This window comes from Actinacidiphila bryophytorum (assembly GCF_016916835.1).
Classification (GTDB): Bacteria; Actinomycetota; Actinomycetes; order Streptomycetales; family Streptomycetaceae; genus Actinacidiphila; species Actinacidiphila bryophytorum.
The window spans coordinates 15,344-33,717 of sequence record NZ_JAFFIX010000002.1; the positions used below are offsets into that span (position 1 = coordinate 15,344).

Genomic DNA, 18,374 nt, shown 5'->3' on the forward strand with positions numbered 1-18,374 from the left:
GTGGGGGGTCCCTTTCGCTGGAGGATTCGGGGCAGGAGGGGTCGGGAAGCGGGGGTCAGCCGGCGGCGTTCAGGAGGTCAAGGACGCTTCCCTGGCACCCGTAGTCGCTGCTGCCGCTGCCGCCTGCCCAGTGCGGGCCGTACTGGTCGAGGGCGTTGCGGTCGTGCGCATAGGCGGAGTCGGCCCAGGTGGACAGGGGGCCGCTGTAAGGGTGGTCGGACAGCTGGGAGTTGAGCTTGCCGAGGCCGCGCACGTAGGCGCCCTTGAAGGTGGGGCCGTCGCCGGTGCAGGAGTCGCCCTCGCCGGGTTCGCGCAGCACCCCGCCGGAGGTGAGCCGTACGGTGGAGGCGTCGGCGAGGGTGCGGGCGGTGGTCAGCAGCCCGGCGTCGCCGGTGGCCCGGTACAGCTCGGTGAGGCCGCCGAGGACCACGCCCTGGTTGTACGTCCAGGTGGTCTGCCCGTTGTTGGCGCAGGACGAGGTCAGGCCGTCGTTGATCATGTGGTCGCCGTTGATCATGCCGCTGCCCTTGAACCAGTTCCACTCCGCCTGTGCACGGCCGAGGTAGGTGGTGTCGCCGCCGATGCGGTTGTGCAGGGCGGCGGTGAGCTGCAGGAACAGCTCGTTGGTGATGGCGTTCTTGTAGGTGCTCGACTGGTTCCACCACACCCCGCCGCCGCAGGTGCCGTTCCAGTAGGCGTACATGTGGTCGGCGTCGGCGCGTGCGGTCGCCAGGTAGCGGCTGTCGCCGGTCAGGTCGTAGGCGTCGATCCAGGCCAGGCCCCACCAACCGGTGTCGTCCAGGTAGTCGTTGGTGAAGTTGCCGCCCTGCGCACCGAGGTTCTTGTCGTAGGTCTCGGCGATGGCGTACCGGTAACTGCCCATGCCCGTCACGCGGATGTCGTCGATGACCGCGGTGAGCGCGTTGGCGGCGGTCCACCAGCCGTTGCCGCCGAAGAGCTTGGTGGAGCGGTCGTAGGACATCATCAGAGCGGTGGCCGCGGCGGTGCGGCGGTTGCCGGCGTTCCAGGTGGTGCGCGCCCACGCGGTGCACGCGATGTCGGGCCGGTCGCCTGCCTTGCCGCAGGCCCGCAGCGCGCCGACGCCCTCGGTGCCCCAGTCGTCCACGTTGTACATCAGGGTGCGCCAACCGCGCTGCCCCGCGGGGGTCGTGGTGTCGCCGAGCTTGCTGCCGGACGACCACGTCCTACCGCCGTCGAAGGACCGGTCGAGCCACACCTCGTCGCCGGGGTTGCCGTTGTCGATGGACGCCCAGCCCATGGCGTCGGCGTCGTCGAAGTGCAGGGTGAGGGTGCGCGAGAAGATGCCGGCGGTCACGGGCTTGCGGTCCTGGGTGCTCAGGGCCGGGTCGCGGGCGTCGCAGTAGGCGTTGCAGACGGCCGCCGCGGCGGCGTTCGGGGCCGCGGGGGCGCCGGCGGCCGGGGCGCTCGGGGCGGCGTGCGCGGCCTGCAGGGACAGCGCCGCGAGCGCCGCGGCCAGCGCGGTCGCGAGGAGGGTGCGGGGGTGTTTCATGGGGGGATTCCTGTCTGCCGTGGGGAGTGGGGACGACAACGTTGTCGAGCCGTGAAGGACCCTGAAAGCAACAGATCTCGCCAGGAAGACAACTCCCGCTGCCCCGCCCTGTCAATGCGTACGGCAACAGGTCGGATGACCTCCGTGATCGCCCATGGCGATCACGGGTCACACCCGTCCCATCCGACGTGGGCATATGAGGCCGGCAGCGGCGCCGACGGGCCGTCACCCCGCCTCGGTACCGCGGGTGACGGTCTGATCGAGATCGGACAACCCGGGTGGCGACATGCGCGAATTTGTGCGAAGTCGATGATTCGATGGCGCCGGCGATTCTTTCGGACGCCCGTGCGACTGCACGGCGGGCCGTGCGCGGCGATTCCGGCCCACCCTGGGGGGCTTCTCGGCCCCGCGAGGCCCAGAACGTTACCCGGAGGACGGTTGACGAAACGTCAACGTAACCCTACGTTCCTTCAAGCATAAAACGAAAATTCCGAAACTTTCGGCAGAGCAGAGCCGCACTCCGGCTCCCGGAGGATCGTGTGCCAACGATGAATCGCTTCGCGTCCCTGCGCACCGCGGCGACCGTGGCCGCGGTGACGGCCCTCGCACTGACGGCGTCGGCCTGCGGCAGCGGCGGTCCCGGGTCCGGCGGGTCCGGCAAGGTGACGGTGTGGTCGCTGCAGAACGACACCCTCAACCCGGTGCAGAAGCAGTCGATCGACTCCTACAACTCCGTACACGGCGGGTCGGTGACCCTCAAGACCTTCATCAACGACCCGTACAAGAAGAAGCTGCAGACCGGGCTCGGCGGTGACGACGCCCCCGACGTCTTCCTCAACTGGGGCGGCGGCAACCTCGCCGAGTACGTCAAGGCCGGCACCGTCACCGACCTCAGCAAGCGGCTGGACTCCGACTTCAAGGCCGAGTTCCTGCCCAGCGTGCTGGCCGGCGGCACCGTCGACGGCAAGGTCTACGGCGTCCCGATGGAGGGCGTGCAGCCCGTCGCGTTCTTCTACAACAAGGACGTCTTCAACCGGGCCGGCATCAAGGAACCGCCCGCCACCTGGCAGCAGTTGCTCACCGACATCGACAAGATGAAGGCCAAGCACATCATCCCGATCGCGCTCGCCGGGTCGCAGTCGTGGACCGAACTGATGTGGCTCGAATACCTGCTGGACCGGGTCGGCGGCCCGAAGGTCTTCGCAGCGATCGAGGAGGGCAGGCCCGGGGCGTGGGCCGACCCGGCCGTCGAGACGGCACTCGGCATGATCCGCGACCTGGTCGACCGGGGCGCCTTCGGCACCAAGTACAGCACCGTGGGCCAGGATTCGGGCGGCGCCTACGCCCTGCTGGCCGGCGGCAAGGCGGGCATGGAGCTGATGGGCTCGTGGGCCTACGCCGACCTGCTCACCTCGGCGCCCGACTTCGTCAAGGCGGGCAAGCTCGGCTGGGCGCCCTTCCCGACCGTCCCCAAGGGCAAGGGCGACCCGAAGAACGTGGTCGGCAACCCCTGCAACTACTTCTCGGTGACCGAGAAGTCGGGCAACAAGTCCGGTGCGGTCGACTTCATCGAGAACACCGTCGACCAGCCCTCCTACATCGCCGACCTGCTGTCCATCGGCCACGTGCCGGCCATCGCCGGCATCAAGGGCCAGCTGATGGGCGGCATCAACCCCGACTACACCGGCTTCATCTACGGCATGGTCGCCGACGCACCGACCTTCACCCAGTCCTGGGACCAGGCGCTGCCGCCGGACACCGCCGCGACGATGCTCACCGACCTGCAGAAGGTCTTCAACAAGCGCATGACGCCGAAGCAGTTCGTCCAGGCCATGGACGCCGCCTAGCCTCCGCCCCCTGGTCCGGCCGCGCCGCTGTGCGGGCGGATGAAGCCCGGTCGGATTCCGTGGATACGGGACCGGTCCCCGCCGGATCGGTTTACGATCCCCATCCCAGCGACAGCGGAGAGTTGTGATGACGGACGCCAGGGTCAGGCTGCACGGCCGTGAGCGGGTGGTCGAGTACACCAGGGCGGCGCTGGTGCGCCGCGGGGTGCCCGACCGGCCGCTGCCGGTCGTGCTGCTCGCGGGACCCCGCGGGTCCGGCGGCTCGGTGCTGCTCGACACCATGTGGGCGCAGTTCGCCGCGGACTGCCTGAGCGTGCGGCTCGACCTTCGCGCGGCGCAGGGCGTCGAGGACATCGTGCTGGCTGCGGTGCGCGGGCTCGGCCGGCGCATCCCCGGCATCAGGGCCGTCGACTTCCCGCGCACCGCGATGCTGCTCAAGGCGCTGAGCTTCGTGGACTCCGGCGGCGGGCGCACCGCCTTCGAGGCCTACCTGCGGGCCAACCCGCAGGACGCGCAGGTGCAGTCGGCGCTGACCGACTGGGGCAACCGGGCCGCGGTGCTGCTCAGCCCCGAGCAGCGCGGGCTGCTGGACGCGCTGACCGGGCTGCTGGGCGCGCTGCACTCGGCGGTGGGCCGGCACCGCAACGACAAGGCGCTGCGCTGGCTGGCGGAACGCGGCGACGGCGGGCGGGAGTACGACTCGCTGTGGGAGCTGTACCGGCAGCACCACGGCCAGGACGCCCCGACCGGCACCCCGCGGGTCGTGGCCCGCACGTTATGCGCGGCGCTGCTCGCCGACTTACGGGCCGACTTCAACGACTCCTGGCCGCGCATGCAGCGCCCCCGCAACTGCCTGCTGCTGCTGGACAACGCCGGCGGCAGGACCGCCGACCTCTTCCTCGAACTCCTGGCCGAATGCCGCCGGGAGGCCGCGGCGGCGGGGCAGCGCCCGGATCCGGCCGTCGTGGTGGCCGTACAGCGCGGCCGGGTGCGCCCCGAGGCCGACCGGCTGCTGGAACCGACCGACGAGCGCCTGGAGTTCGGGGTGCGCCACCCCTTCGCGCCGGGCGGCGACGGGCACCCGGTGTGGTGGTACCCGGTGGCGCTCGCCGACCTCAACGGCGAGCAGGTGCTGGCCCTGTGCACCAGCAGCGTGCTCGGCCGGCACAACCGCGACGCCGACTTCCTCTACGAACTCACCGGCGGCCACCCGGAGTCCACAGACCGGCTGGCCGTCCTGCTGGCCCGCTACGGCCGCACTCCCCCGCGCGACCCGCGCCGCCCGCCCGCGGAGTTGCCCGAGCCCTTCGACCCGCGGCAGCTGCTGGGCAGCCGGCTCGCCGAGGAACAGGCCCTGCCCGAACACTGGCCGGCCCCGGCCCGGGGCGACAGCACCGTCGAGGACTACCTGCTGCGCCGGGCGCTGGCCGACCACCTGACCGCAGGCGCCGACGGCCGGCTCGCGCCCGAGGACAACCCGGTGCTCAACGCGATGGCGGCGCTGGCCGCCACCCCCGGCCTGCGCCGCGGCGCCTGCAACGCGGCACTGCACTACCTGGGGTGGAGCGGGGTCGACGCGGACTCCGCGCAGCTGCGGCTGACCGCCTCGATGTGGCTGGAGGAGACCCCGGAGGGCGAGGCGCTGCGGCTGCACCCGCTGGTCGCGCTGCTGCTGCGCCGCTGGCTGGCGCGTACCCCCGAGACATGGCGCGCGGTGCACACCGGTTACGCGACGCACTACTCAAGCCGCACCGACGCGCCGCTGCGCCACCACCACACCCTGGCGCAGGTCGAGTTGGGCCGCCGCGAGCCGCTGACCACGGTGGTCGGGCACCTGGACGAGGAGTACGAGCGCAGCGCCGACTCCGCCGCCTGGCTGCGGGTCCTGGACCAGGTCACCGCTGCGCCCAACCGGCTGAGCACCGCGCTCGACCCGCGGACCTTCGTGACCTCGCTGGCGGGCGCTGCCGAGGCCCGCAACCGGCGCCGGGCCATCACCCGCCTGACGGTGGCCCGCTGGCTGCACGCCGACCGCACCTTCGACCCGGCGCACCAACTCGCCCACACCATCGCCACCGAGTACGAACACCTGGCGGAGATCACCGAGGACAACGAGGTCTTGTATCGCGAGGCGGGAAGATTCCGCCGAGTCGAGAACAACTGGAAGGACTGACGAGCGAGCTGCCGCAGTGGCCGGCCGAGGCACGAGGCCGTCCGCGGAGGCAGCGAGGAGGAAGTCCGCCCGACACGAGAGATAGGACTGACGTGTTCGCCACCGTACGCGCGTATGTGGGGCACTTACCGGTCGGCGCACGCCGGCTGCTCGCCGTCGTCTGCGTGCTGGCGCTCGCCGCGGTCGGCTACGGCGTGTACGTCCCCGTCGACCATCTGCTGAACAAGCCCTGCATGCGCAAGGGCGCCACGGCCGTCGTGCACCACGGCTCGAACGGCGAGTGCGTGGGGATCACCGACGGCTCCTACGTCTTCCACCCCACCCTGCGGGACGCCGAGGAGGCGATCCGCAAGGAGAACCGGGACGTCCTCGACCACCACGCCACCAACTACGTCAGCGTGGTGCTGATGCTGCCGATATCCGCCGACAAGGGCAGCATCCTGTCGATGCCGAACGCCCTGGAGCAGTTGCAGGGCGCCTTCACCGCGCAGCACTACGCCAACCGCAACAACGTCGAGGGCATCACGCCGTACGTCCAGCTGCTCATCGGCAGCGACGGCTACCAGGCCAACGCCTGGCAGTCCGCGGTCTCCACCATCGTCGGCGACCACAGCCGGCACATCGCCGCGGTCACCGGCTTCGGGCTGAGCCTGGCCGGCACCGAGAGCGCCATCAAGGAGCTGACCGCACACAGCATCCCGGCCTTCGGCGCGACCCTCACCTCCGACAACTACGACAACATCAAGGGCTTCGTGCGCGCCTCGCCCAGCAACGTCGACAACATGGCCGCCGCACTGTCCTACGTCGAGTCCGACTACAAGCGGGCGGTGCTCGTCGAGGACGGGAACGCCGACGACTCCTACGACGTCACGCTGGTCAGCGGCTTCCGCAAGTTCTCCGCCATACCGGGCCACCGGATCGTCGGCGTGGAACCGTACGACACCTCGGAGCGCGACCGCGACGGGCAGTCGGCGGAGGAGCGCAGGCGGCACCAGACCGAAGTGGCCACCCGGATCAGCCAGATGACCACCAACATCTGCGCCGCGCAGCCCGCCGTGGTGCTCTTCGCCGGGCGCGGGCAGGACCTCGGGGTGCTGGTGCACGCCTTCTCCAACACCTGCCTGGACAAGCAGATCCGCATCGTCAGCGGCGACGACGTCACCAACCTGCCGGACAGCGAGCAGCTGCGGCAGGACCTGCGCGGGCACGTCACCGTCGACTACGCGGGCGTCGCCCACCCCGGCGAGTGGTCGGACTCCGCGGGGCACGACCAGGCCCACGCGGCCGCGGCGGCCGAGGGCGCCCAGGGCTTCCGGATTTTCGACACGGCCTTCCACCAGCTCTTCCCGCGCGGCTACCTCGGCGACGGCAACGCGATGATGGCCTACGACGCCACGCTCACCGCCACCGCGGCGATCCGGCTCACCGAGCAGCAGCAGCCGCAACCCGACGCGGTGGTCAACGAGTTGGGCGCGCTGCAGGGCGCGCACAAGGTGCTGGGGGCCAGCGGCCCGATCCAGTTCACCGCCAACTACCAGACCAGCCGCACCGGCAGCAATCCCGTCGCCAAGCCCATACCGATCATCCGCCTCACTCCGCAGGGCAACCCCCGTGTGCTGACGGTGAAGTGGCCGGACGAGGCTCCGCCGGTGGGCTGACCGGTAGGGTACGGACGAGAGTTCGGCCCGCGGCCTGAGGGGGAGCGAGGGTGCACGCGAGCACGCGCATACCGACCGGTGACGGGCCGGTGACGGGGTCGGCGGTGACGTCCGTGGTGGTGCACTCCTCGGGTGCGGTCTGCACCAGGACCGCCCGCCTCGGCCTGCCGGCCGGCACCGCGGCCGTACGCGTCACGGGGCTGCCGCCCACCCTGCACGAGGACTCGCTGCGCGGCCGGGTCGTGTCCGGCCCCGAGGGGCTGCGGATCACCGACATCCGCGTCGAGTTCGGGGCGGCGCTGCGCCGCGGCGACGACCTGCCGCGGCTGCGGCTGGACCTGGAGGACGCCGAGGACCGGCAGTCGCGGCTGCGCGACCGCCGGGACCGGCTCACCGCGGAGGTCGCCGAGGTCGCCGCCCTGCGCGCGGAAGCGCCGCTCCCCCGCCGCGGCGACCCGCCCCGCTGGGCGCCGGTCGAGTCGATCCTGGCCCTCGCCGGCTTCGTGGACTCCCGCCTGTCGGTCCTGCACCGCCGCCTGCGCGCGGTCGAGGACGAACTGGCCGAAGCCGACCACGCCGCCGACGTCCTGCACCACCGCCTGACCGAGGCGTCCACGGCCACCTCCGCGGCGCGTACGGCCCCGTCCGCGACGGCCCTGGTGACCTTCGCCCACGGGCCGGACGCCGCCCGCCCGGACGCGGAATCGAGCGAGCCCGGCCCGGCCGGCGGGGGACCCGCCGACTCGGTGTCGGCACCCGGCGGCAGCACACCCGGCCCGCAGCCGCCCGGTGGCGCGGACGCGAAACAGGCGGACGGGACCGACTGGACCGGCGGCAGCACACCCGGCACTCCGGCGCCGCAGCCGTTCGGACCGCGGGCGCCGCAGGCATCCGGCAGCGCGGACGCAGGGCAAAGCGTCGCCGTCGAGCTTGAGTTGGAGTACCACGTGCCCGGGGCCACCTGGGCGCCGGTGTACCAGTTGCGGCTGGACGGGCGCAGCGGCGCCGGGACGCTCGTGCTGCGGGCGTGTGTGGCCCAGAGGGTCGGGGAGGACTGGAGCGGGGTGCGGCTCGGGCTGTCCACCGCCGACCTGCTGCGCCGGGCCGACCTGCCCGAGCTGCGGTCGCTGCGGATCGGGCGTCGCCAGGAGGAGCCCGCCCACCTCAGCTGGCGCGAGCCCCCGGCCGGGCTGGACGACCTCTTCGCCGGGTACGACGCCGCCGCCGTGGCCGCGCCCGTGACCCGCGGCCCGGACGTACCGCTGCCGGTGTCGGCTTCCGCGCCCGTACCGCCGCCGATGCCCGCGGCCGTCGGCGGCTACGGTGCCGCCCCCGCGGCCCCCGCGGCGCCCCGCCCCCGGGCGGCCATGGCGCGGGCCGGGCTGGCCGCCGCGGCCCCCGGCGGCCCCGCCCTGGAGAGCGACGCCTTCGCCGGCGGCCCCGCCGCCCAGCCGTCCCCCTTCGCGCCGGCCGAACCCCCCTCCCCCGGCGCCGACTTGCTGGACTACGCCCGGCTGACCCTCGCCGGCCCCGACGCGCCCGTCGGCCGCGGCACCCTGCGGCCCGCGCCCAGGGCCGCGCACCCGGCCGCCGCGGAGTACCAGCGGCGGGCCGCCGCGGTGGCAGGTCTGGCGCGGCCTGCGCACGCCGTGGACGTGCGCGCCTCCGCCGGGTCCTTCGACTACCGCTTCGACACCGCGGCCCCCGTGGACGTCGCGGCGGACGGCCGCTGGCACACCGTCCCGGTCAACGAGGTGCCGGTGAGCACCGAGTTCGAGTACGTGTGCGTGCCCGCCGTGGACCCGGCGGTCTTCGGCACCGTCCTGGTCACCAACGACTCGGCGCACGCCCTGCTGGCCGGCCCGGTGGACGTCATGGTGGACGGCGACTTCGTCCTGACCGCCCCGCTGCCGACGCTGGCCCCCGGCCAGCGGCAGGCCGTCGGGGTGGGCGTCGCCGAGAGCGTGAAGGTCGCCCGGCGGGCGCACATGCGCGAGTCGACGGCGGGCCTGCGCGGCGGCACGACCGTGCTCGACCACACCGTCGAGATCGACGTCGCCAACCGCCTGCCGTACCCGGTCGTGGTGCAGGTGCGCGAGCGCGTACCCGTGTCCGCTGACAAGGACGTCCGCATCGAGGAGCACAAGGCGAGCCCGCCGTGGACCCCGGCGGAGCGCCCGGTCGACGGGCAGGAGGACGACTACGTGCGCGGGGTGCGCAGTTGGCGCGTGGCGCTGGAGGCGGGCGGCACCGCCACCCTCAACGGGGGTTACGGGATACGGCTGCCCGCGGGCAAGGCCGTCGTCGGCGGCAACAGGAGGAACTGACCGTGGACGACGCCCTGCACGGCAAGGACGACGACGCCGCACCCGACGACGCCGCACCCGACGACGGCCTGCCCGAGGTCACCGCGCTGCCCATCACCGCGGTGACCTGCATGGAGGACCGCGCCCAGGTCGAGCGCAATGGCACCGTCGCGCTCACCGCGGGTGTCACGCGGCTGCGGGTCGGCCCGGTCTCCCCGCTGACCGCGGACCGCTCGCTGCGCGCCGACGCCGCGGCGGGCAGCGGCGCCAGGGTGGTCGACGCGCGGGTCGTCCGCACGTACACGCCCGTGCCGCCTGGCGACCCCGGGCGGGACGCCTCCGGGCTGCGCCGCGAAGTGCACGAACTGGAAGTGGAGTTGGCCGACGCGCAGCTGCTGCGGCAACGGCTGGAGAGCGCCCTCGAAGTCATCGGGCAGGCCAGGACCGATCTGCACCGCGACATCGTGCAGGGCGCGGGCGGCGGCGACGCGGACCCCGAGCGGTGGGCCGACCGGCTGGACCGGGTCGAGCAGGAGGCCGAGCCGCGCATCGGCGAACTGCACGGACTGCGGCGCCGGTTGCACGACATCACCGAGGAACTGGCCGAGGCGCGGGAGGCGCTGCTCGCCGTCGAGACCGAGCCGCAGCAACTCACCGCGTACCTCGACCTGGTGGTGGAGGCGGAACGGGACGGGGCGGCGGAGCTGCGGGTGACCGCGCTGGTGCCGTGCGCGCTGTGGCGGCCCGCCTACCGGGCGACGCTCGCCGCCGACCGGCAGTCGGTGCGGGTGGAGACCGACGCCTTCGTATGGCAGCAGACCGGCGAGGACTGGACGGGCGTGCGGCTGACGCTTTCCACCGCCCGCCCGACGCTCGCGGCGAGCCCGCCGGTGCTGCGCGAGGACGTGCTGACGCTGCGGGAGCGCTCGGCCGAGGAGCGGCGCACGGTCGAGGTGAACCTGCGCGAGGAGGAGATCCGTACGGTCGGCGGCGCCTCGCCCGCGTCGGCGGCCGCGCTGCCCGGGCTGCACGACGGCGGCGACGTCCGCGTCCTGGCGGCACCGCACCCGGTCACCGTGCCGTCCGACCACCGCCCGCACCGGGTGCACCTGACGTCCTTCACCGCGCCCTGCACGGTCGAGAACTCCGCCGCCCCCGAGCTGTCGCCGCTGGTCGTGACCACCGCCAGGCTCGCCAACACCTCGGGCCACGTGCTGCTGGCCGGGCCGGTCGACCTGGTGCGCGGCAGCGGCTTCGTGGGCCGCGGCACCCTGGAATTCGCGAGCGCGGGCGAGGAGTTCGAGGTCGCCTTCGGCAGCGAGGACACCTTCCGGGTGGTCCGCCACACCGAGGAGAGCCGCGACACCACGGGCCTGGCGGCGATCAACCAGCGAACCGTGCTGACCCGCAGGGTCCGGCTGTTCGTCTCCCGCCTCGACGCCCGCGCCGACGCCCCCGAGCGGGAGATCACCGTACGCGAACGCGTCCCGGTCTCCGAGGTGTCGGCGGTCGAGGTCGACCTGCGCCCCGCGGAATGCGAACCGCAGCCCGACTCCTTCGACGCGGAGGGCATCGCCCGCTACACCCTCCGCCTCGCCCCGGGCGAACACCGCGAGATAGCCCTGACGTACGACATCACGGCGTCCAGCTCGGTGACGGGCCTGTAGGCCCCCGGCCCACCCGGCCTCGGGTGGCGCCCCCGCCGAACCGCCCCCGCGGGCGGGAGGCGTCCGGCAGCCCTGCCCCGGGGTGCCCCGGACCGTCTCGCGGCTCGACGCGGCGTCCAGGCCGGGGGTGCCCGGCACGGCTCAACGCGGTCCGCCCCGGTAGCCCGACGGGGGGCGTCCCGGCCTCGCTCGTACGCGGGCGCGTGCGTCAGCCCCGCCCGTCGTCGCCTTCCGCCGCGTCGGCGGCCTCCGCGGCTTCCGCCGCCTCCGCCAGCCGCTTGATCGTGGCCAGGCGGCGGTCCCAGTCGGCGGCCAGGGCGACCATCCAGCGGGCGGTGGCGTCCAGGGCCGCGGGGCGGACCTCGTAGCGGACCTCGCGGCCGACGCGGTGGCCGCTCACCAGGCCCGCCGCGTCCAGCACCGCGAGGTGCTTGACGACCGCCTGCCGGGTGACGGGCAGCCGCTCGGCCAGGGCGGTGGCCGAGACCTCGCCCCGCGCGGCGAGCAGGTCGAGCAGTTTGCGGCGCGTGGGATCGGCGAGTGCCGCGAGCACGCCGTCGACGGCCGCGGCCCCGCTGTCGGTGCCGGCTTCTCCGGTCACCCGGCCTGCTCTTCCGCGCGCTGCTTCAGCGCGTCGACGACCTGTGCCCAGCCACCGGTGTTGTCCCGGTGGGCGCCCGCGCGCAGCTCCTCGGAGCCGTTCAGCGCCGCGAACCCGCTCTCGACGACGCGCAGCCGGGTCCTTCGGTCGCCCTCCGCGGTGAGGGTGAACTCCACCAGCGTGCTGTTCCGCTCGTCGGGCTCCTGCCCGGAGAAGGCACTGGCCCAGCGGTAGGCGAGGTACGTCGGCGGGTCGACCTTCTCGACCCGGACCGGGAACACGCCGTACTCGGAGTGCTTGGCCACCACCAGTTCGCCCTCCCGGGCCACCGTTCCTGAGACGCTTCCCGCGTCGGCGGCCCAAAAGCCGGGCTCGGCCACCAGCGACCATACCCTCTCCACCGACGCCTCGATCAGGGTCTCCCGCTCGATGCGGTCCTCAGCCATGGCTCGCTCCTTCGTCCGTCGTCCGTCGCCCGTCCGTCACATCCGCGGACCTCGTTCAGCCGCAACTCCAGCGTTGCACACCCCGTGCCGTCGTGCAACCTCCTGGTTGCACCATCACCCGGTCGGGCGCCCGGGGCCTCGTCGCCAGGGCGCCCCGCCTCGATTACCGACGGGCGCGTGCATCAGGGAATGAGGCTGGTCTGCCGCCTCCACGTCGACCTCCTCCGGTCGGCCAGCGCACCGTGTCCGTAGGGCCGTCGCAGCCGTAGCACGGCCGACGGCCGCTCGTCGCCGAGGAATTACCCGGCGACAGCCCCGCCCGCGTCCTCCGACGCCTACGCGACACCTCTTCCCACACCTTTCCAGGGCGGCGGTCCGCCCTGCCCTGCCGCACATACGGAGTCCTGGCATGAGCCACGAGTTCCTCTGGTACATCCCCAACACCGCCGAGCCCGGCCACCGCGGCGACGACACGACGACCGGCTGGGGCACACTCGACTTCTCCACGGAACTGGCCCGCGCCGCCGAGGCGCACGGCTGGGGCGGCGCCCTGCTCGGGACCGGCTGGGGGCGGCCCGACACCTTCACCGTGGCGACCGCGCCGGCCGCCCGCACCACCACCTTCAAACCGCTGGTCGCGATACGCCCCGGCTACTGGCAGCCCGCGCACTTCGCCAGCACCGCCGCGACCCTGGACCGACTCAGCCGGGGCAGGCTGCTGATCAACATCATCAGCGGCCCGGACAACCCGGCGGCATACGGCGACGGCGAGGCCGACCCGGCACGCCGCTACGACCGCACGCACGAATTCCTGCGGCTCGTACGGCGGTTGTGGACCGAGGAGGACGTCACCTTCCGCGACTTCTTCTCCGTCGAGGGCTCGACGGTCAGCCCGCGGCCGTACGTGGCCGAGCAGGGCCGCACCCCGCGGCTCTACTTCGGCGGCGCCTCCGCCGCGGCGGAACACGTATCGGCCGCCGAGGCCGACGTCCAGCTCTTCTGGGGCGAACCGCTCGACGGGGTCGCGGAACGCATCGACCGGCTGCGGGAGTCGAGCACGTCGCTCGGGCGCGAACACGCGCCGCTGGAGTACGGCCTGCGGATCACCACGCTCGTGCGCGACACCACCGAGGAGGCCTGGCGGGACGCGGAGGCGAAGGTCGCCGCGATGGCGGACCGGGCCGACTCCGACATCACCCGCAACTGGCGCAAGGCGGTGGGCCAGCAGCGGCTGCACGACCTCGCCGAACGCGGCGAGGTGCTCGACACGTGCCTGTACACCACACCCGGCATGGTCGGCGGAGGAGGCGCCGGCACCACATGGCTCGTCGGCTCACCCGACGACGTGGCGGAGGCGCTGCACGCGTACGCGAAGCTCGGCATCACGCACTTCGTGCTGTCCGACACCCCCTACCGGCAGGAGGTCGCCAGGATCGGCGACCAGCTGCCGAACCGGTTGACGTCACCGGTTTGACAGGTGACGCGATCGGTGGCACCGTCATGCGTGCAGGGCGCGCGAGCGCACGGCACGGCAGGAAGCGGAGGGGCGACGATGGAGAGCACCGGCACCAGGGACAGCGCCGCGGCGGCGGCACGGCACGCACGGTTCGGCAGCCTGCCCGAGCGGATCAGGTACGAGGACATGGTCCAGGAGCAGCGCTCCACGCCCGTGACCGGCGACGCGTACGACCCCGAGCGCTCCTTCGTCTCCTGGTCCTGCGTGGCCCTCGACCTGGGCCTGTGACCCGCGTGCCGGGTCGAGGCCCGGCCCTCAACCCGGCGCCGGGGGACGGAACTTCTTCCGCTCCCCCGGCGCCGGGCGCTATGCTCGCGCCGATGACGAACCGATCTCACCGCAGATTGGGGGACCCGTCCGCGCAAGGTGAGTGCTGATGCCCACCGAGACCGCGCACGAGGATTCCCGGCTTTCCCTGTGGCTGCGCGTGCGGAAGTACGCCGTGCCGGCCCCCATGATCGAGACCGCGACCGCCCGCCGCCAGGCCGGCGACTGGGCCGGCGCATGCGCCGCCGCCGGTCTCGACGTCGATCTCAGCCCGCGCTCCGTCGCACGCACCCACGGCCGGGAGCTGGCCGCGCGCGTACGGGCAGACCTGCGGCGGCTCGCTCCCGACCTGCTGCGCTGGCACATGCCGAGAGTCGGCCCCGACGGGGTGCTCAGACCCGGCCTCACCATCCCGCTGGCCAGGTACGACACCGCCGACGGCCCACCCGTGCACCTCGTCGCCAGGACACCCCCCGCCTGGGCGGACGGCGGGCAGCGCATCAGCCTCGCGCTGTGGGACGGCACCTGGGCGGGACCCGGCGCCCGACACCCGCACCGCCACCCCCACCGGCGCTTCCGCCTCGACCTGCACCGGCACCTGTGGGACGCGGAACGGTCCGCCGAACTGCGCACCCGCTCCGGTGCGGACGGGCTGGGCTGCGCGGCCGACCGCTGGGCGGAGGAAGCGGCGCTCGTCCTGCGCGACGAGGGGCGCACCGCCGGTGCGGTCGCCGTACGCCTCGGCGCCCGGCGCCGGCTCGTCCTGCACGTCGGCGGCGACAGCCCGCCGCCACCGCCTGTCCTGCCCCTGCTGCCGGACGCCGCCACCTGGGCGCTGCCCGACCGCGAACTCCTGCGGGCCGGGCTCATCGGGCCGGGCGCGCTGCACCCGCTGGTCGCCGCGGCACTCGTCCCCGGGTACGAGGCGGGCACCCGTCCGCCGCCACCGGACCCGGTGGAGCAGCTGCGGCTCGTGGACTGCCGGGGCGCCCGGCACCGCATCGCCCTGGTCGACGGCGTCCTCGCCCCCCTCGACCACGGCCCCGCGGAACTCCACCGCGAATCGCTGCTCACCGCGCTGGGTGGTACGCCGCTGCCGTGCCTGCGGGCGATCGACACCGCCCACCGGCGGCCCGACTGCCTGCCCGAGGTACGCGGCCGCCTCGACCACGGCGACACCGCCGCGGCTGTCGCCCTCGTCGAGGCCCTCCTCGGCCCGGGCGCGTCCCTGCGCGACGGCGAACTTGCCACCGCCCTCCGCTCGGCATCCACCCGCCGCACAGCCCACGCGCTCTACCGCGCCAACCTCCCCCCTCCGGGGCGCGCCCTCCCGACCCGCCCCGGGCTACGAAGCGGTGCCTCTTCGGCGGGGCCGAGCACATAGGGGCGCGGGGAACTGCGCGACCAGCCACCACCGGGCGCGCGGGCCGCCACCGACCCGAAGGGGCTGCCCGGTCCGCCCCGGACCACCGGCCGGCGGGTGGCTGAGCGCGCCCACGCGGCGCCGGCCGCAGATCAGATGCAGCCCCGCGCCCCTGGGGGTTGCCCTCGCAGGCAGCGGCGGCCCCCGCCGGGGTGAGGCGGTACCGCTGCGGACGGCGGCGCTCTTGAGGGGCGCGGGGAACTGCGCGACCAGCCACCACCGGGCGCGCGGGCCGCCACCGACCCGAAGGGGCTGCCCGGTCCGCCCCGGACCACCGGCCGGTTGGGGGCGCCCCCAGTGGCTCGGCGCAGACGAAAACGCTCGGCATCAACCAGTGAGCCGCCTGACGCAGGCGGGTCGGTACACACAGAAGGTGAGGTCATATGACGATGACAAACGAAGGCCCGACGCAGCTCGAGGTCGCAGGGGACCTGCTGGCGTTGCTCGGGGAGACGGGGACGGAACCGCGTTCCGATGGGCAGCTGGAGGCGTTGACGCTGGCCGTGGCGGCGGATCTGCCGGTGCTGTTGTGGGGGGAGCCGGGGATCGGGAAGACCGCGGCTCTGGGGCAGTTGGCGGGGTCGCTGGAACTGCCGTTGACGACGGTCATCGCCAGCGTGCACGAGCCCTCGGACTTCTCGGGGCTGCCGGTGGTGGGGGACGACCCTGCGGTGCAGGGGGTCGCGATGGCGCCGCCGGACTGGGCGGTGCGGCTGGTGCGGGCGGGCCGGGGGCTGCTGTTCCTGGACGAGCTGTCGACCGCGCCGCCCGCCGTGCAGGCCGCGTTGCTCAGGGTGGTGCTGGAGCGCCGCGTCGGTGCCCTCCGACTCCCCCCGGGAGTACGGATCGTGGCCGCGGCGAACCCGCGCTCCTCGGCCGCGGACGGCTGGGAGCTGAGCCCGCCGCTGGCGAACCGCTTCGTGCACCTGCAGTGGGCGCACGACCATGACGTCGTGGTCCGGGGCCTGGGCGGCACGTGGCCGCGGGCCACCTTGCCGCGGCTGGCGGCCGACGGGCTCACGGACGCGGTGGCCTTCGCCCGCCGGGCGGTGTGCACGTTCCTGGCCGTGCGCCCGGCGCTTGTGCACCAGTTGCCGACGAGCGAGGCGCGCAGGGGCGGCGCGTGGCCGTCGCCGCGGAGTTGGGACATGGCGCTTCGCCTGGTGGCGTTCGCCACCGCGGCGGGCTCGTCGCGCGAGGTGCTGTCGCTGCTGGTGCGGGGCACGGTCGGCGACGGCCAGGGGCTGGAACTGCTGGCGTGGCTGGACCGGATGGACCTGCCGGACCCGGAGGCGCTGCTCGCGGACCCGGGTGCGGCGATGCTGCCGGAGCGGGGCGACCTGCGGCAGGCGGTGCTGGACGGCGTGGTGGCCGCGGTGCGCAGGGAGCCGACCCGGGAGCGCTGGGATGCGGCGTGGGCGCTGCTGGTGCGGGCGTTGCAGAGCGGCGCCCCCGACCTGGTGGTGGTCCCGGCCACGACGCTGGCGTCGTTGCGCCGCGACGACTGGGAAGTACCGGCGGCCGTGGAGCGGTTGGCGGGCGTGGTGGCATTGTCCCGGGGCGCGGACCGCGCGGCGGCGCGGGTCGCGCAGGCCGCGCGGGCGGGCCGGTGAGCGGCCGCCCGACGCCGCGGGACGTCCGCCCGCGCCGCGTACCGCCGAAAGCGCAGCCCGCGCCCCAACCGCCGCTCCCCCCGCTGGACTTCGAGAAGCTGTTCACCGCCCGCCTGCTGGCGGCCCGTGCCCGCCCCTACCTGGCCTCGGCCCTGTTCGCGCTGCATGTCGTGGAGTCGCGTGCGGTGCCGACGATGGCCGTGGACCGGCACTGGCGGTGCTATGCGGCACCGGCGTTCGTGGCGGTGACTCCGGTCGAGGAGCTGGCCGGGGTGTGGGTGCACGAGGTGTCGCACCTGCTGCGGGACCACCACGGGCGGGGCGAGCAACTGGCCCGCAGGGAGGGCCTGAGCGGACCTGCCGACCGGCTGCGGATGAACATCGCGGCGGACTGCGAGATCAACGACGACGCCTTCGGCGAGGGCCTGGCCCGGCCGGAAGGGGCGGTCACCCCGCACATGTTGGGCCTGCCGGGCGGCAAGCTGATGGAGGACTACCTGCGGCGGTTCCGGCTGGGGCCGCACATCGCGTGGCTGGCGTGGCTGGACTGCGGCAGCGGTGTGGACGGGGTGGAGCGGGGCTGGGAGCTGGGCCCCGGCGGTGCGCACGGGCTGAGCGCGCAGGAGCGGGACGCGGTGCGCTTCCGGGTCGCGCAGGGCATCAACGCCGCTCCGGGGGAGGCCCCGCAGGGCTGGCGGCGCTGGGCGGAGGAGGTCTTCCACCCGCCGCAGCCGTGGCGTGACCTGCTGGGTTCTGCGATCCGCTCGGCGGCGTCCGCGGGGGGCGCGGGCGACGACTACTCCTACCGGCGGCCGTCCCGCCGTTCCGCGGCGGTGCCGCGCGCGGTCCTGCCGAGCCTGCGGCGCAACCCGCCGCGGGTGTGCGTGGTCATCGACACCTCGGGGTCGGTCAGCGACGAGGAGTTGGGCTCTGCGCTGCTCGAAGTGACCGCGATCTCCCGGGCGGTGGGCGGTGGCCGCGACCGGGTGGGCGTGCTGTCGTGCGACGCCGCCGCGGGGGCGGTGCACCGGCTGGCGGGCGCGGGCGGCATCCCGCTGGTCGGCGGCGGCGGTACGGATCTGCGGGCGGGCCTCGCCAGGGCCGGGCAGCAGCGCCCCGACGCCGTGGTGGTGCTGACCGACGGCCACACTCCCTGGCCCGCGGTCCGCCCGCCTTTCCGTACGGTGGTCGGTCTCTTCCGCCGCGACCCGTCCGACGACGCCCGCTACTCCCGCAATCCGCCGCCTGGCTGGGCCAGGGTCGTCGCCGTCGGGTGACCGGCCCGGGGGGCCGCCGCGGCCGCGAATTGCGGCGGCCCCGACAAAT

13 protein-coding genes are annotated in these 18,374 nt (G+C 74.1%); 10 read left to right on the plus strand and 3 right to left on the minus strand.

Annotated features, from left to right (window positions below; all coding sequences use genetic code 11):
* Positions 1 to 55: 55 nt before the first annotated feature.
* Positions 56 to 1,531 carry a glycoside hydrolase family 76 protein gene (locus JT723_RS03285; RefSeq protein ID WP_205042849.1) on the minus strand — a complete coding sequence of 492 codons (1,476 nt, stop codon included), beginning with the start codon at positions 1,529 to 1,531 and terminating at the stop codon, positions 56 to 58.
* Positions 1,532 to 2,079: 548 nt separating this feature from the next.
* Here JT723_RS03285 and JT723_RS03290 point away from each other — a divergent pair.
* From JT723_RS03290 to JT723_RS03310, 5 genes are all read left to right on the plus strand, one after another.
* Entirely contained in the window at positions 2,080 to 3,378 is a 1,299-nt protein-coding gene (locus tag JT723_RS03290; RefSeq protein WP_206247764.1) for an extracellular solute-binding protein, read from the plus strand.
* A 127-nt stretch (positions 3,379 to 3,505) separates the two neighbouring features.
* Positions 3,506 to 5,551: an ATP-binding protein gene (locus JT723_RS03295; RefSeq protein WP_205042851.1), complete on the plus strand. Its 2,046-nt coding sequence runs from the start codon at positions 3,506 to 3,508 to the stop codon at positions 5,549 to 5,551.
* 92 nt (positions 5,552 to 5,643) lie between these two features.
* Positions 5,644 to 7,209, plus strand: coding sequence for an ABC transporter substrate-binding protein (locus tag JT723_RS03300; RefSeq protein ID WP_205042852.1), 1,566 nt, complete (start codon positions 5,644 to 5,646; stop codon positions 7,207 to 7,209).
* 50 nt (positions 7,210 to 7,259) lie between these two features.
* Positions 7,260 to 9,536 (plus strand): DUF4139 domain-containing protein, encoded by a 2,277-nt coding sequence (locus JT723_RS36045; RefSeq protein WP_205042853.1) that lies wholly within the window; start codon positions 7,260 to 7,262, stop codon positions 9,534 to 9,536.
* Between the two features lie 2 nt (positions 9,537 to 9,538).
* Positions 9,539 to 11,182: a mucoidy inhibitor MuiA family protein gene (locus JT723_RS03310; RefSeq protein ID WP_307794112.1), complete on the plus strand. Its 1,644-nt coding sequence runs from the start codon at positions 9,539 to 9,541 to the stop codon at positions 11,180 to 11,182.
* 208 nt (positions 11,183 to 11,390) lie between these two features.
* Here JT723_RS03310 and JT723_RS03315 read toward each other — a convergent pair whose 3' ends face one another.
* Both JT723_RS03315 and JT723_RS03320 read right to left on the minus strand, forming a co-directional pair.
* Complete coding sequence (locus JT723_RS03315) at positions 11,391 to 11,783, minus strand: ArsR/SmtB family transcription factor (RefSeq protein ID WP_205042854.1); 393 nt, start codon at positions 11,781 to 11,783, stop codon at positions 11,391 to 11,393.
* Positions 11,780 to 12,229 carry an SRPBCC domain-containing protein gene (locus tag JT723_RS03320; RefSeq protein ID WP_205042855.1) on the minus strand — a complete coding sequence of 150 codons (450 nt, stop codon included), beginning with the start codon at positions 12,227 to 12,229 and terminating at the stop codon, positions 11,780 to 11,782. Before JT723_RS03320 ends, JT723_RS03315 begins: the two co-directional genes overlap by 4 nt.
* Positions 12,230 to 12,638: 409 nt before the next feature.
* Between JT723_RS03320 and JT723_RS03325 the strand changes: the two genes are divergently transcribed.
* From JT723_RS03325 to JT723_RS03345, 5 genes are all read left to right on the plus strand, one after another.
* Positions 12,639 to 13,703, plus strand: coding sequence for an LLM class flavin-dependent oxidoreductase (locus JT723_RS03325; protein WP_205042856.1), 1,065 nt, complete (start codon positions 12,639 to 12,641; stop codon positions 13,701 to 13,703).
* A gap of 78 nt (positions 13,704 to 13,781) precedes the next feature.
* Positions 13,782 to 13,973, plus strand: coding sequence for a hypothetical protein (locus JT723_RS03330; RefSeq protein ID WP_205042857.1), 192 nt, complete (start codon positions 13,782 to 13,784; stop codon positions 13,971 to 13,973).
* Between the two features lie 148 nt (positions 13,974 to 14,121).
* Positions 14,122 to 15,396 carry a hypothetical protein gene (locus tag JT723_RS03335; RefSeq protein WP_205042858.1) on the plus strand — a complete coding sequence of 425 codons (1,275 nt, stop codon included), beginning with the start codon at positions 14,122 to 14,124 and terminating at the stop codon, positions 15,394 to 15,396.
* Positions 15,397 to 15,818: 422 nt separating this feature from the next.
* Positions 15,819 to 17,048: an AAA family ATPase gene (locus tag JT723_RS03340; RefSeq protein WP_205042859.1), complete on the plus strand. Its 1,230-nt coding sequence runs from the start codon at positions 15,819 to 15,821 to the stop codon at positions 17,046 to 17,048.
* An 83-nt stretch (positions 17,049 to 17,131) separates the two neighbouring features.
* The gene (locus JT723_RS03345) at positions 17,132 to 18,325 is read left to right on the plus strand and encodes a vWA domain-containing protein (protein ID WP_240165060.1); all 1,194 of its coding nucleotides are present in this window, start codon (positions 17,132 to 17,134) and stop codon (positions 18,323 to 18,325) included.
* The last annotated feature ends 49 nt before the right edge of the window (positions 18,326 to 18,374 follow it).

Coding starts and splice junctions, on each gene's coding strand:
- JT723_RS03285 (WP_205042849.1), bottom strand. CDS start 1,531: ATGAAACACCCCCGCACCCTCCTCGCGACCGCGCTGGCCGCGGCGCTC.
- JT723_RS03290 (WP_206247764.1), top strand. CDS start 2,080: ATGAATCGCTTCGCGTCCCTGCGCACCGCGGCGACCGTGGCCGCGGTG.
- JT723_RS03295 (WP_205042851.1), top strand. CDS start 3,506: ATGACGGACGCCAGGGTCAGGCTGCACGGCCGTGAGCGGGTGGTCGAG.
- JT723_RS03320 (WP_205042855.1), bottom strand. CDS start 12,229: ATGGCTGAGGACCGCATCGAGCGGGAGACCCTGATCGAGGCGTCGGTG.
- JT723_RS03325 (WP_205042856.1), top strand. CDS start 12,639: ATGAGCCACGAGTTCCTCTGGTACATCCCCAACACCGCCGAGCCCGGC.
- JT723_RS03330 (WP_205042857.1), top strand. CDS start 13,782: ATGGAGAGCACCGGCACCAGGGACAGCGCCGCGGCGGCGGCACGGCAC.
- JT723_RS03335 (WP_205042858.1), top strand. CDS start 14,122: ATGCCCACCGAGACCGCGCACGAGGATTCCCGGCTTTCCCTGTGGCTG.
- JT723_RS03340 (WP_205042859.1), top strand. CDS start 15,819: ATGACGATGACAAACGAAGGCCCGACGCAGCTCGAGGTCGCAGGGGAC.